Source organism: Kaistia nematophila, from assembly GCF_026343855.1.
GTDB lineage: Bacteria > Pseudomonadota > Alphaproteobacteria > Rhizobiales > Kaistiaceae > Kaistia > Kaistia nematophila.
Map to the genome: position 1 here is coordinate 160607 of NZ_JAPKNK010000005.1, position 13130 is coordinate 173736.

Below are 13130 nucleotides of genomic sequence, written 5' to 3' on the forward strand. Positions count from 1 at the left end.
CCGACCTCGTTCCGGCGGCGGCTCCCGCGTCTCCGCGGAAAGGGAACCCATGCCCAAGATTGCCCTGATCACCACCGGCGGCACCATCGCCTCCCGCCTTGACGCCGACGGCCGGGACGTCGTCGCGAGCGTCACCGGCGCGGCGCTGCGCGAGACGCTGCACGATCCGCTGGACGGGATCGAGATCACCGTCGACGAGTTCAGCAATATCGGCAGCTATGCGATCGACCTGCCGCTTGCCTTTGATCTCGCGAAGCGCATCGCCGAGCATCTCGCCAATCCGGCCTGCGACGGCGTCGTCGTCACCCATGGCACCGACACGATGGAGGAGAGCGCCTGGATGGCCGATCTCCTTGTTGCCAGCGACAAGCCGGTGGTGTTCACCGGCGCGCAAAGAAGCGCCGACGAGCCTGACACGGACGGCCCGCGCAACATCGCCGAGGCGATCCGTATCGCCGCGAGCCCGGCGGCGCGCGGCCTCGGCGTCGTCATCGTCTTCGAGCAGGATTTTCACGCTGCCCGCGACGTCACCAAGACCCATACCTCGCGCGTCGATACCTTCCGCTCCGGCGAGCATGGCAAGCTCGGCGAGGTCGATGGCGATCGCGTCCTCGTCCATCGCAAACCGCTATTGCGCAAGACCTATGCGCCCGGCCGCGTCGAGACGGATGTCGAGCTGATCAAGATGGTGATGGGCGCTTCCGATCGCGCCATCCGCTTCGCCGCGGCGAGCGGCGCCAGGGCGATCGTGCTGGAAGGGTTCGGTCGCGGCAACGCGCCGCCGGCGGTCACCCGCGCGGTCGAGGAACTGGCCGCGAGCGGGCTTCCCGTCATCGTCACCTCGCGCTGCCCGGAAGGCCGGGTCAAGCCGGTCTATGGCAATGGCGGCGGCAAGGACCTGGAGCGGGCGGGGGCGATCTTCGCCGGCGACCTGACCGGCATCAAGTCGCGCATCCTCGCCTCGGTGCTGCTTGGACTGGGCCTCGACAGGGAAGCGATGCGGACGGAATTCGAGGTGCTTGGCGGGTAGGGGAGTTTCACCTCTCCCTCGGGGAGAGGTCGACGGCCGAAGGCCGGCGGATGGGGGGCGACCTCGCCGGGAAGGTCCGAGCCCTCGGTCTCGGCTCTCAGCCGTCATCCTCGCGAAGGCGAGGATCCATGCATCGGGGTTGCCGGAGGTGAGACCTCGGTCCGTTCTGACCTACGAATGTTCAGGGCGTATGGATCCTCGCCTTCGCGAGGATGACGGCGAGCTTGCCGATGCGCCCTGCGGAAATCCGAACCCAGGAACGCCAGATTTCTGCTCAGGCGCTCTTCGCCAACCCGCCCGATAGCGGCGACAGGCCGTTGAACGCGCGGAAGGAGCGTTCCACCAGCACCGGGTCTAGGCCGCGCGCGATCACCACCAGATGCGTGCCGTTGACGCCTTCCGGCCAGCGGTCGAGATGCATCGGCTTGTGGATCAGGTGCTGCACGCCCTGGATTACCACCGGGCTGTCATTGCCCTCGATATCGAGCAGGCCCTTCAGCCGCAGGATCTCGCCGCCATGCCGGTTGAGCAGCATCGACAGCCAGAGGCCGAAGCGCGCCCAGGAGAGCGGCGCGTCTCCCTTCAGCACGAAGGCGCGGATGTCACCATGTCGGTTGACATCATGCTCATGCGCTTGGTGGTGCGAATGACCGTGATCATGGCCGTGATGATGGTGGTGGCCGTGAGCATCGAGCGCTCGCGTCTCGGCCTTGAGCCAGCGGGCCACCTCCGCTCCACGCGCGGAACTGTCGTGGATGTCGCGCATGAACAGCGCGTCGTCTGGCTGCATCGTCTCGTCGAGTTCGAGGATCTCCGCAGCCGGGTTCAGCGCCTCGAGCCGCGCGCGCAGGCGGGCCGTGTCCTCGGCCGGCGAAATATCGCTCTTGGAGACGATGATCCGGTCGGCGACGGCGACCTGGCGCTGTGATTCCACGAAGCCATCGAGATTGCTCTGCCCGTTCGGCACGTCGACGACGGTGACGATGTTGCCGACGCGAAAGTGGTGGCGCAGCATCGGGTCGGCCGAAAGGGTGGCGACGATCGGCGCGGGATCGGCGATGCCGGTCGTCTCGATGGCGATGCGCGAAAAGCGAGGAATCTCGCCGTTGCGGCTGCGCTCGAACAGTGACAGCAGCGCATCCTTCAGCTCCGTGCGGATGTTGCAGCAGATGCAGCCGCTTTTCAAAAGCACGATGTCGTCGTCGATCGCCTCGACGAGGAGATGATCCAGCCCGACTTCGCCGAACTCGTTGATGATGACCGCCGTGCCGGAAAGCGAGGGGAGGGCGAGCAGGCGCTTCAGCAGCGACGTCTTGCCGGCGCCGAGAAAGCCGGTCAGCACATTGGCGGTGATCCGGCTGTCGCCATCGTCCGGGGCGGTCATGGCGAAACTCCCTCCATCCGGTCGAGGATGGCCGGGTCGAGCGGGTCGAAGGTCCGGCCGGTGAGCTTTTCTGCCTCCGGCCAGATGGCGCCGAAATGATCGATGATGGCGGTCTTGCCGTTGCGGGCGCGCAGCGTGAAGCGGCCGGCCCATTCGTCGAGCGTCAGGCCATAGGGCTTCAGGATCTGGTTGGCGATGCGGGCGCGCGCCTGCCGCTCGGCCGCCGGCGTCAGTCCGGTCGCCGTCGCCGCGCTGCCGCCGGTCCAGTGGTCACTGCCGCCAAAGGCGCCGCACAATCCGCACATCGTCTCGTCCTTCAGGCTGGGGGCGCGGCGGCGATCCGAAAACCGTCGCCGCGCCAAAAACTTGATCAGGACTGCGGCCGCGCCGTGCCGCTCTTCGGGAAGCGCTTGGCGAAGTCCTCGGCGATGGTCTCCATCGTCACGAACTTCACGCCCTCAAAACCCTTCATGTACTCGAACAGGCGCTCATGCATCTTCAGGACATGCGGCTTGCCCGAGACGTCCGGATGGATTGTCAGGGGGAAGACGGCGTAGTCATAGTTCTCGTAGACCCAGTCGAACTGGTCCTTCCACATCTGCTCGATATCGCGCGGATTGACGAAGCCGTGGCTGTTCGGCGAGGCCTTGATGAACATCATCGGCGGCAGGTCGTCGAGATACCAGGAGGCAGGGATCTCGATCAGGTCCGTCTCCTCGCCCTGCACATAGGGTTTCATCCAGGTCGAGGGATGCTTCGAATAGTCGATCTTGGTCCATTCGTCGCCGACCGTCACGTAATAGGGGTGATGGTCGTTGTGCATCAGCGAGTGGTCGTACTTGATGCCCTTCTGCTTCAGGAGTTCGTTGGTCTTGGAGCCGAATTCCCACCACGGCGCGACGTAGCCGCGCGGCGGCTTGCCGGAGAGCTTGGTGATCAGCTCGACGCACTTGTCGAAGATCGCCTCTTCCTGCTCCGGCGTCATGGCGATCGGGTTTTCATGGCTGTAGCCGTGCATGCCGATCTCGTGGCCGGCGTCGGCGACGGCCTTCATCTCGGTCCAGAAGCTCTCGATCGAGTGGCCGGGAATGAACCAGGTGGTCTGGATGCCCCACTTCTCGAACATGCGGAGCAGGCGGGCGCTGCCGACATGGCCGGCAAAGGCGCCGCGCGAGATATCGCAGGGGCTGTCCTCGCCGCCATAGGAGCCGAGCCAGCCGGCCACGGCGTCGACGTCGATCCCGTAGGATACGAAGATCTCTTTCGGCATGTCGTTCCTTTCCGCTTGTCGGGGCGGCGCGCGCCCGCTTTCAGACCAGTTCAACGATGGAGATGCCGACGCGGTGAGCCGTCCGGCTCAGATGGCGTCGCATATAGTAGCCCGCGCCTTCCGGGTCGTTCATCACGAACGCCTCGATGACGCGTTCGTGCTCGGCGACGGGATCCCAGAGCTTCTCGCGGGTGATCGGCAGCTTGGTGCTCTCGATCAGCACCTTGGCGAAGCTGTGATGGATGTCGCAGAGCAGGCGGTTGCGCGAGAAGCGCATGATCATGGCGTGAAATTCGAAATCGACCCTGGCGAATGCCTCGACATCGAAAGTCTGCGCCGCCGAGCGAAACGCCTGCAGATTGTCCTTGAGCAGGTTGATCTCGGGCGCGGTAAGCGTCATCGCCGCCAGCTGCGCCGCCTGGCTCTCGGCGATGTAGCGCACCTGGTAGACCTCGGCCGGGCTGTAGCGGGCGGAAAAGCGCCACGACATCGCCGAGCCGGATTCCGCCACCGCGCTCGGGTCGCGCACGAAGGTGCCGCGCCCAGGCTCGATCGACACCAGCCCGACGGTCGCCAGGATCGACAGCGCCTCGCGCAAGGTCGCGCGGCTGACATTCAGTTCGCGCGCCAGCTGGCGCTGCGGCATCAGCGCTTCGCCGACGGCGAATTCACCGGCTTCGATCATCCTGCGCAGGCGCTCGACCGCCGTCTGGGCGACGGTCGCGACCGAACCGGCGCTGTCTTCGGCCGGAGCTCCGGTCTGACCGGAGGCGAGGGGAGTGTCCTGGGATTGCTCAGTCATGGGCGCGTTTTGGTCGATTTCAGCGGTCTTGCCGTCTGGAGCGATCATTGCAGCTTCGGATTGGTCCGACCAGACTTTCCTTTGTGCATCCGCCTGTGCAGTTGCCGCGATTGACGGCACGGTCAAGGGGCGCGCCAAGTCCGCCCGCGCGTGGCCGGACATGCCGCAGGGCGGCCGGATCGATCCATTTCGCGAGGTAAGTCATTGCTGCGGGAGGGGCCTCGGCGTCACGTCATTCTCCGGCCAATACGGCAAGAGAAATACTCTACCGATCTTGTCGAGTTTAAATTGACAGCCGCCTTGGCGCTCTCCTACGCCTGCTCGCAGGAGGCCCGCGACGCCATAGCGAGCCCCGGAACGCGCAGTCAACAGGACATTCCCATGAGCTCTTCCACTGTCGCCCCTTCGAGCGGTGCCCGTTTCTATGCGCTGCGGCTGAAGCCCGGCCAGGACGTCGCGCTCGAACTGCGCAAGTTCGTCGACGACAACGGCCTGAAGGCGGTCAGCATCGTCACCGTCGTCGGCAGCCTGACCAAGGCGTCGCTGCGCTTCGCCAATACCGGCGTCTGGGTCGAGCGCGAGGGTCATTTCGAGATCGTCTCGCTGGTCGGCACCGTCGACGCCAAGGGCGACCATCTGCATATCGCGCTCTCCGACCGGCACGGTGTTACCACCGGCGCGCATTTCGGCCCCGGCTCCTCGGTCTACACCACCGCCGAGATCGTGCTGGCCGAGCTCGCCGACCTCGACTTCACCCGCGAGCCCTGTGCGCTCTCCGGCTACGAGGAACTGATCGTCAAGCCGCGCGGCTGAACCGCAATTAGCGGGATCGGGCGATCGGGCGCCGGTCCCACCACCAAGCTGGGGGCTATCCAACCATGTCGACCCAAACGGCCAATACCGCGAGCCTGATCAGCACGCGCGTCCTCGTCCTGATCGCGGCGGCGATCGTCATCAACATCGTCGGCGGCCAGATCAACGACGCGCTGCGGCTGCCGATCTTCCTCGATTCGATCGGCACTGTGCTGGTCGCCGTGCTGGCCGGGCCGATCGCCGGCGGCCTCGCCGGTCTTCTCACCAACCTGATCTGGGGGCTGCTCACCAATCCGGTCGCCGCCGCCTTCGCGCCGGTGGCGCTGGTGATCGGCGTCGTCGCCGGCGTGCTCGCCCGCCTCGGCTGGTTCCGCACCATCTGGCAGGCGGCGATCTCCGGCGTCGTCATCGCCTTCTTCCTGACCCTCGTCGCCGTGCCGATCCAGGTCTACCTGTTCGGCGGCGTCACCGGCGCCGGTTCCGATTTCGCCGTCGCCTACCTGTCGCAGGTCGGCCAGTCGCTGTTCGGCTCCGTCGCGCTGACCGTGTTCGGCTCCAACATCCTCGACAAGGTCGTCACCGCCCTGGTCGTCTGGCTGCTGGTCCGCCAGCTGCCGCAGCGCCTGGTCTCGGGCTACGAATATCTGAAGTTCAGCCGCGCCTGATGGCTACAGGCGTTCTCTACAGCCCGGTGGAGTCGTGGCTCCACCGGGCCAATCCGCTGACCAAGTTGGCCGGCCTCGTCTGGATCGTCAGCCTGACCTTCGTCCTGCCGCCCACCTGGGTCTGGGGACTGGTCGGGCTGATCCTGCTCTGGGCGTGGTCGCTCGGCATGGCGCGCGCGGTGCTGGCGCGTTTCGCGGCGGCGGCGCTGCCCTTCGTCGCCTCGATCTCGATCGTGCAGGCGCTCTTCATCGTCCATCCCGACGCGCGGCCGCTGATCGGCCCGCTGTCGATCAGCGATATCGGCCTCGCCCATGCGGCCTCGATTGGCGGCAGGGTCGCCGCCATCATCGCCGTCTCGCTGGTCTTCGTCGCCTCGACCCATCCATCGCGGTTGCTGCGCGCGTTCGACGCTGCCGGCTGGCCGCCGGCGCTCGCCTATCTGTTTGCGAGCCCGCTCTTGATGATCGAGACCTTCGGCGCCCGCGCCAAGGCGATCCGCGACGCGCAGGCGACGCGCGGCCTGCGGCTGAAGGGCCGTTTCCTCGCTCGCTTCAAGAGCCTTCCCGCGCTGGTGGCGCCCCTGGTCACGACCGCGCTGATCGAGGCGGACGAACGCGCCCATGTTCTGGCCGGCCGCGGCTTCCGCGCGCACAACCGGCGGGCCACGCTGGAGCCGGTCGCCGAGGCGCCGCTCGAACGTCCGCTCCGCCTGCTCCTGCTGGCGCTCGCCTTTCTCCAGATCGCAGTCCGCCTATGGCCCTGATTGAAATCCGGGGGCTTTCCGCCGCCTTCGGCGATGCCCCCGTGCTCGACCAGCTCGATCTCTCCGTCGAGGCAGGCGCGACGCTCGCCGTTCTGGGCGGCAATGGCTCCGGCAAGACGACGCTCGCCCGCCATCTCTCCGGCTGGAGCGGCAGCGACGCGGTCAGGATCGACCGCAGGACGCTCGCCGAACGCCCGATCGCCGAGCGCGCCAGCCTGATCCAGTATGTCGGCCAGGTGCCGGGTCGGCATCTTTCCGGCCGCGCTTTCAGCGTGCGCGACGAGATCGCCTTCGGCCCGGAAAACCTGCTGCTGCCGCGCGAGGAAATTGCCCGCCGCGTCGAGGCGGCGCTGGTGCGGACGGGGCTTGTCCCTCTTGCGGCGCGCGATCCCTTCACGCTTTCCGGCGGCGAGCAGCAGCGGCTGGTGCTGGCGGCAGCGCTCGCGATGGAGCCGGAAATCCTCGTGCTCGACGAGCCGGTCTCCAACCTCGATCCCGAGGCGCGCGGCGAGGTGCTCGATATCCTCGCCGAACTGGCCGGGCGGGTGACTCTGGTCTGGCTCGACACCTCGCTGGCCCTGCTGCGCCGGCTCGGCGGAAGGCAAATGCGGCTGGAGGGCGGCCGGCTGAACGAGGTCGAACCCGGCGAGCTGGCGCCGGACGCCGGGAGCATTGCGACCCAGGAAAAGCTTGTCGCATTGCCGACCTTCCGCGCCGCTGCGACGGAGCCTGCGGCAGCGTCGCTCGGTGCTGCGGCGATGCCAGCGGTTCTGTCCGTCGAGAACCTGTCCTTCGGCTATGCCGGCGCGCCACCGCTTTTGGCCGATCTCAGCTTTCGCGTCGGGGCAGGGGAGATCCTCGCCCTGATCGGTCCGAACGGCGCCGGCAAGAGCACGCTGCTGCGATTGATCAACGGCCTGCTGAAGCCGGCAGGCGGGCGGATCAGCATCGAAGGCTTTGACACGCGAAAACTGCGGGTCGACGAACTGGCGCGTCATGTCGGCACCGTGTTCCAGGAGCCGGAATACCAGATCTTCGAGCCGACGGTGCGGCGCGAGGTCGAATTCGGCCCGAGGCAGCTCGGTCTCGCCCGGGCCGAGATCGACAGCCGGCGCGACAGGGTTCTCGCCCGAACCGGGCTCGCCGCCGAGGCCGGGCGGCATCCGCTTGACCTGACGCACGCGCAGCAGCGCTTCGTCGCCATCGCCTCGGTGCTCGCCAACGCGCCGAAGCTGCTGCTGCTCGACGAGGCGCAGCGCGGGCTCGATGCCCTCCATACGGAAAGGCTGGAGGCCATCCTGGCGGCGGAGAAGGCGGCCGGCACGGCGACGGTGATCATCAGCCACGATCTCGAATTCGTCGCCCGCAACGCCACCGCCATCCTCGATCTCGGCATCCGCTAGCTCGTCTGCGCCTTCACGAATGCGGGAGCCGGGCTGGCTCTCTCTTTCCTGTCACCCACATCAACGCCGATCCGCGCCGGATCGCGCGCTGGCCGCTCGCCTTTTCGTGGCTTCCGATACATATCAAGATAGTTTTCGATATATCTTGATTTACGATATATCGTGATCTATATCGGCAGTATGAAAAACAGACATATGGACGACGGCCATCACCGTCACTTCGCCGCCCACGAGGATTTCTCGGGGCATCGCCACTCTCACCCCCACTTCCATCCGCATTCGCATCACGAGCGTCCGGGCCGGCATGGCCGCGGCGGCGGGCGCCATGGCGGCGGCAGGCTCTTCGACTATGGCGAGCTGCGCCTGCTGCTGCTGGCGATGATCGCCGAGCGCCCCTGGCACGGCTACGAGCTGATCAAGGCGATCGAGGAGCGCTTCGGCGGCACCTATTCGCCCAGCCCCGGCGTCATCTATCCGACGCTCGCCTGGCTCGACGACATGGGCTATGCGGCGATCGAGCCGGTCGAGGCCGGCCGCAAGCGCTATCGCATCACCGCCGAGGGCGAGGCCTTTCTCGCCGCCAACCGCGCCGCGGCGGATGAGCTTCTGGCTCGCGTCGGTCCGGCCGGCAGGCGGGAAGGCGGCGATGCGGTTCCCGCACCCATGGTTCGCGCCATGGAAAACCTCAAGCTCGCCCTTCGCCTTCGCATCCAGCGCGGCTCGATCGATGCCGCCGCTGCCGAAGCCATCGCCGCCGCCCTCGACGCGGCCGCCCAGACCGTGGAGCGCAGCTGATGACCAGCCCGAACCCGCAGACTTCTGTCGCCACCGTGGCGACGGAGCATGCGAGCCGCTACCTGCAGCAGCTCTGCAAGCATTTCGCCCACAAGCTGCCGGTCACCTTCGACGAGACGGCAGGGCAGATCGACTTTTCGATCGGCTCCTGCCGGCTCGCGGCGGCGGACGGCGTACTGACCATGACGCTCACCGCGCCGGACGGCAGCGAGATGCCGCAATTGCAGGATGTCGTCGTGCGCCATCTCGTGCGCTTCGCCTTCCGCGAGGAACTGGCCATCGACTGGCGCCCCGCCTGAGGCGGGGGGCGCCCACCCTCACCATCGGAGACAATCGCATGGACGACCGGATCAGCCTGGTTCTCGACGCCTATCACGAGCGGATGGATGAGGAGCGGAACAGTCCGCGCGAGGAAGCGCCGGGCGGCCGCGATGGCGGCCAGGACCAGCGCATGCGCGCCGTCGGGCCGAATACCGGGCGGCTGCTTAACATCCTCGCCCGCAGCCTCGAAGCGCCGACCATCCTCGAACTGGGGACGTCCTTCGGTTATTCCGGCATCTGGCTGGCGGAGGCGGCGCGAGCGACCGGCGGCCGGCTGATCACCATGGAGCTGCATGGCTACAAGTCGGCCTATGCCCGCGACATGGCGGAGAAGGCGGGCCTGGCCGGGCATGTCGACTTCCGCGTCGGTGACGCCGTGGCGATGATCGGCGACCTCGCCGGCAAGGTCGATTTCGTGCTGGTCGACCTCTGGAAGGACCTCTACCTGCCTTGCCTCGAGGCGTTCTATCCGAAGCTCAATCCGGGCGCGATCGTCGTCGCCGACAACATGATCCGTCCCGGCAACGAGGATATCCGGCGTTATGGCCGCGCCGTCCGCGCTCTGCCCGGCATGACGAGCGTCTTGCTGCCGGTCGGCTCGGGTATCGAAGTCAGCCGCTACGAGCCGAACGGCGCCTACTGAGGCTCACTCCGCCTCGAAATCGCGGCGGGCGGCGCGGACGCTGGCGACGATATGGCGTTGCACCTCGGCGACCCGGCGCAGCCGGTGTGTGTCGGGGTGCGAGATCAGCCAGTAATTGCGGGTGAAGCGGATTTCCGGCAGCAGCTGCTTCAGCTCCGGGAAGGGGCGGGCGGCATAATCGTGCAGGATGCCGATGCCATGTCCCGCGCGCACCGCCTCCATCTGCCCCATCACGCTGCCGCATTCGAAGCGGCGATGCATCAGCTGGCCGAGCCGGTCGGCATAGTCGAGCGCGCGGCTGTAGACGAAATCCTCGACATGGGTGACGAACAGCCGGCCGGCGAGATCGGCCTGGCGCTCGATCGGTCCGGTCTCGGCGAGGTAGCTCTCCGACGCGTAGACGCTCAGCGTATAGTCGGTCAGCTTCTGCACCAGCATGCGGCCCTGCTTGGGCCGGTCGAGCGTGATGACGATGTCGGCCTCGCGGCGGGACAGCGAGAAGGTACGGGGCAGCGGCACCAGCTGGATGACGAGGTCGGGATAACGCGCCGCCATGCCGCCGAGCGCGCCGGCGAGGAAATAATTGCCGAGCCCGTCCGGCGCGCCGACGCGGACGGCGCCGCTGATCGCCTCCGCCGTGCCGGATAGCTCGGCTTCGAGCTGCAGGAACTCGGATTCGACCCGCTCCGCCGTCCCCAGCAGCGCCTCGCCGGCAGGCGTCAGCACGCAGCCATGCGTCTGCCGCTCGACCAGCTTGGTCGAAAGCTCCTCCTCCAGCGCCGTCAGCTGGCGGCCGACCGTGGCGTGGTTGAGCCCGAGCCGCTTGGCGGCGCCGGCCAGCTGGCCGGTGCGCGCGACGGCGAGGAAGATGCGGATGCGATCCCAATCCATGGCTGGACTATAATTTCCGCACATCGGAAGCGCAATTATCGCCGTTGCTGTGCAATTCTGTGGAGCCCATAAACCCGGCATCAAAACCGGCTTGTGGAGGGCGAAATGCCGAACCTGATTTCCCATTTCATCGGTGGCGGCCTGGTCGCCGGACAGAGCGGCCGTACGTCGCCCGTCTATAATCCGGCGACCGGCGAGCAGACCGGCCTCGTGCCGCTCGCCTCGACGGCCGAGGTGCGCGAGGCGGTCGCCGCCGCTCGGCATGCGCTGCCCGGCTGGGTCGCGACCACGCCGCTCCGCCGCGCCCGCATCTTGAACAGGTTCCTGCGCATTCTCGAGGAGCGCACCGACGAACTCGCGGCTGTCATCACCGCCGAACATGGCAAGGTGCTTTCCGACGCCAAGGGCGAGATCCAGCGCGGCATGGAGGTGGTCGAGTTCGCTACCTCGGCGCCGCAGCTCCTGAAGGGCGAAGTCACCGAGAATGTCGGCACCCGCGTCGACAGCCACTCGCTGCGTCAGCCGCTCGGCATCGTCGCCGGCATCACGCCGTTCAACTTCCCGGCCATGGTGCCGATGTGGATGTTCCCGGTGGCGCTCGCCTGCGGCAACTGCTTCATCCTGAAGCCGTCGGAGCGCGACCCGTCCGCCTCGCTGCTGGTCGCGGAATGGCTGAAGGAAGCCGGCCTGCCGGACGGCGTCTTCAACGTCGTGCATGGCGACAAGGAGGCCGTCGACGCCATCCTGACCGACCCGGATATCGCCGCCGTCAGCTTCGTCGGCTCGACGCCGATCGCCCGTTACATCTATGAGACGGCGGCGCGGACCGGCAAGCGCTGCCAGGCGCTCGGCGGCGCCAAGAACCACATGATCATCATGCCGGACGCCGATCTCGACCAAGCGGTCGATGCGCTGATGGGCGCTGCCTATGGCTCGGCCGGCGAGCGTTGCATGGCGATCTCGGTGGCGGTGCCGATCGGCGAGAAGACGGCCGACGCGCTGATGGCCAAGCTGGAGCCGAAGGTGCGCGCGCTCAACATCGGCCCAGGCACCGATCCTGACGCCGAGATGGGGCCGCTGGTCACTGCCCAGCACCTCGCCAAGGTGCGCGGCTATGTCGATGCCGGCGTCGCCGAAGGCGCGACGCTGGTGGTCGACGGCCGCGACTTCAAGCGCCAGGGCTACGAGGACGGCTATTTCATCGGCGGGACGCTGTTCGACAACGTCACCACCGAGATGAAGATCTACAAGGAAGAGATCTTCGGCCCGGTGCTGGCCGTGGCCCGCGCGCCGGACTACGCGACCGCCGCGAAGTGGATCAACGAGCACGAGTTCGGTAACGGCACCGCGATCTTCACCCGCGACGGCGACGCCGCCCGCGAATTCGCGCACCAGATCCAGGTCGGCATGATCGGCATCAACGTGCCGATCCCGGTGCCGATGGCGTTCCACTCGTTCGGTGGCTGGAAGGCGTCGCTGTTCGGCGACCATCACATGCACGGGCCGGAGGGCGTGCGCTTCTATACGAAGCTCAAGACCATCACCAGCCGCTGGCCGACCGGCATCCGCGCCGGCGCCGACTTCGTGATGCCGACGATGCGCTGATCGAAAAGGAAGCGCGCCCGGCCGGGAAGGCCAGGCGCGCTTTCGTCTGCGGGCGGGAAGGGATCAGGCCTTGCGGCCGATCTCGAACAGGAACCAGCTGCGCCGCTCGGTTTCGTCGATCCAGACTTCGATCAGGCTGGTCGTGGCGACGTCGTTGTGTTCCTCGGCCGTCGCATGGGTCGAGCGCAGGAAGCCGACGAGCTCGCGATTGTCGCTGGCGAGTTCCGCGATCATGTCCTCGGGCGTGACGAATTCGGCGTCATTGTCGGGAATGCGCTGCAGGCGGGCGATGTGCCCGATCGAGCGGATCGTCGTCCCGCCCAGCTTGCGGGCGCGTTCGGCGATGGCGTCCGTCATCGCGAAGATCTGGTCGCCCTGGTCGTCGAGCATCAGGTGATAGTCGCGGAAATGCGGCCCCGACATGTGCCAGTGGAAATTCTTGGTCTTGAGATAGAGCGCGAAGGTATCGGCCAGCAGGCCCGACAGGGCGGCCGAGATGTCCTTGGTGGCGTTTTCGCCGAGATCGGTCGGGGTGCGAAGGGCAGCGCGTGGGCTCATGGTGGATTTCCTCGTGGTTGAAGGATCGGTGAGGGGACGACGGGATTCAGCGCGCCGGGGTGAGCGGGCTGGCTGGCGAGATCAGGTATCGGGATCTGGCTTCAGTCGTGGTCACGGAAGGCCGCCTGGGGATCGGTTCCTGATGTGCTGATCTAGCCACAGGGCCCGCTGCGGCAATATCGGCTT

Annotated in this window: 15 protein-coding genes; 9 read left to right on the forward strand and 6 right to left on the reverse strand. The window is 67.0% G+C overall.

Annotated features, from left to right (window positions below):
• The first annotated feature begins 49 nt into the window (after positions 1-49).
• A complete protein-coding gene (locus tag OSH07_RS13680) occupies positions 50-1030 on the forward strand; it encodes an asparaginase (protein ID WP_266339219.1) in 981 nt (326 codons plus the stop codon).
• A gap of 274 nt (positions 1031-1304) precedes the next feature.
• On the opposite strand, the gene OSH07_RS13685 is transcribed toward OSH07_RS13680, so the two are convergent.
• From OSH07_RS13685 to OSH07_RS13700, 4 genes are all read right to left on the reverse strand, one after another.
• On the reverse strand, positions 1305-2414 hold the full coding sequence (locus tag OSH07_RS13685; protein WP_266339220.1) for a CobW family GTP-binding protein: 1110 nt from the start codon (positions 2412-2414) through the stop codon (positions 1305-1307).
• On the reverse strand, positions 2411-2719 hold the full coding sequence (locus tag OSH07_RS13690; protein ID WP_266339221.1) for a hypothetical protein: 309 nt from the start codon (positions 2717-2719) through the stop codon (positions 2411-2413). The genes OSH07_RS13685 and OSH07_RS13690 overlap by 4 nt, the downstream gene beginning before the upstream one ends.
• Before the next feature lie 65 nt (positions 2720-2784).
• Positions 2785-3684, reverse strand: coding sequence for a polysaccharide deacetylase family protein (locus tag OSH07_RS13695; RefSeq protein ID WP_266333464.1), 900 nt, complete (start codon positions 3682-3684; stop codon positions 2785-2787).
• A 40-nt stretch (positions 3685-3724) separates the two neighbouring features.
• The gene (locus OSH07_RS13700; RefSeq protein ID WP_266339222.1) at positions 3725-4486 is read right to left on the reverse strand and encodes a FadR/GntR family transcriptional regulator; all 762 of its coding nucleotides are present in this window, start codon (positions 4484-4486) and stop codon (positions 3725-3727) included.
• A gap of 381 nt (positions 4487-4867) precedes the next feature.
• Here OSH07_RS13700 and OSH07_RS13705 point away from each other — a divergent pair, with 381 nt between their 5' ends.
• The 7 genes from OSH07_RS13705 to OSH07_RS13735 all read left to right on the forward strand — a co-directional run bounded on the left by OSH07_RS13705 (position 4868) and on the right by OSH07_RS13735 (position 9890).
• Entirely contained in the window at positions 4868-5299 is a 432-nt protein-coding gene (locus OSH07_RS13705; RefSeq protein ID WP_266339223.1) for a PPC domain-containing DNA-binding protein, read from the forward strand.
• A 65-nt stretch (positions 5300-5364) separates the two neighbouring features.
• On the forward strand, positions 5365-5964 hold the full coding sequence (locus OSH07_RS13710; protein ID WP_266339224.1) for a hypothetical protein: 600 nt from the start codon (positions 5365-5367) through the stop codon (positions 5962-5964).
• On the forward strand, positions 5964-6728 hold the full coding sequence (locus OSH07_RS13715; protein WP_266339225.1) for an energy-coupling factor transporter transmembrane component T: 765 nt from the start codon (positions 5964-5966) through the stop codon (positions 6726-6728). Before OSH07_RS13710 ends, OSH07_RS13715 begins: the two co-directional genes overlap by 1 nt.
• Positions 6719-8131 carry an ABC transporter ATP-binding protein gene (locus tag OSH07_RS13720; protein WP_266339226.1) on the forward strand — a complete coding sequence of 471 codons (1413 nt, stop codon included), beginning with the start codon at positions 6719-6721 and terminating at the stop codon, positions 8129-8131. Before OSH07_RS13715 ends, OSH07_RS13720 begins: the two co-directional genes overlap by 10 nt.
• Positions 8132-8326: 195 nt before the next feature.
• Entirely contained in the window at positions 8327-8926 is a 600-nt protein-coding gene (locus tag OSH07_RS13725) for a PadR family transcriptional regulator (RefSeq protein WP_266339227.1), read from the forward strand.
• Positions 8926-9225: a DUF2218 domain-containing protein gene (locus OSH07_RS13730; protein ID WP_266339228.1), complete on the forward strand. Its 300-nt coding sequence runs from the start codon at positions 8926-8928 to the stop codon at positions 9223-9225. Before OSH07_RS13725 ends, OSH07_RS13730 begins: the two co-directional genes overlap by 1 nt.
• A gap of 38 nt (positions 9226-9263) precedes the next feature.
• The gene (locus OSH07_RS13735) at positions 9264-9890 is read left to right on the forward strand and encodes an O-methyltransferase (protein ID WP_266339229.1); all 627 of its coding nucleotides are present in this window, start codon (positions 9264-9266) and stop codon (positions 9888-9890) included.
• Between the two features lie 3 nt (positions 9891-9893).
• Here OSH07_RS13735 and OSH07_RS13740 read toward each other — a convergent pair whose 3' ends face one another.
• Entirely contained in the window at positions 9894-10781 is an 888-nt protein-coding gene (locus tag OSH07_RS13740; RefSeq protein ID WP_266339230.1) for a LysR family transcriptional regulator, read from the reverse strand.
• Between the two features lie 105 nt (positions 10782-10886).
• Between OSH07_RS13740 and OSH07_RS13745 the strand changes: the two genes are divergently transcribed.
• Positions 10887-12386, forward strand: coding sequence for a CoA-acylating methylmalonate-semialdehyde dehydrogenase (locus OSH07_RS13745; protein ID WP_266339231.1), 1500 nt, complete (start codon positions 10887-10889; stop codon positions 12384-12386).
• Positions 12387-12449: 63 nt separating this feature from the next.
• On the opposite strand, the gene OSH07_RS13750 is transcribed toward OSH07_RS13745, so the two are convergent.
• Positions 12450-12944 (reverse strand): Dps family protein, encoded by a 495-nt coding sequence (locus OSH07_RS13750; RefSeq protein ID WP_266339232.1) that lies wholly within the window; start codon positions 12942-12944, stop codon positions 12450-12452.
• Between the last annotated feature and the right edge of the window lie 186 nt (positions 12945-13130).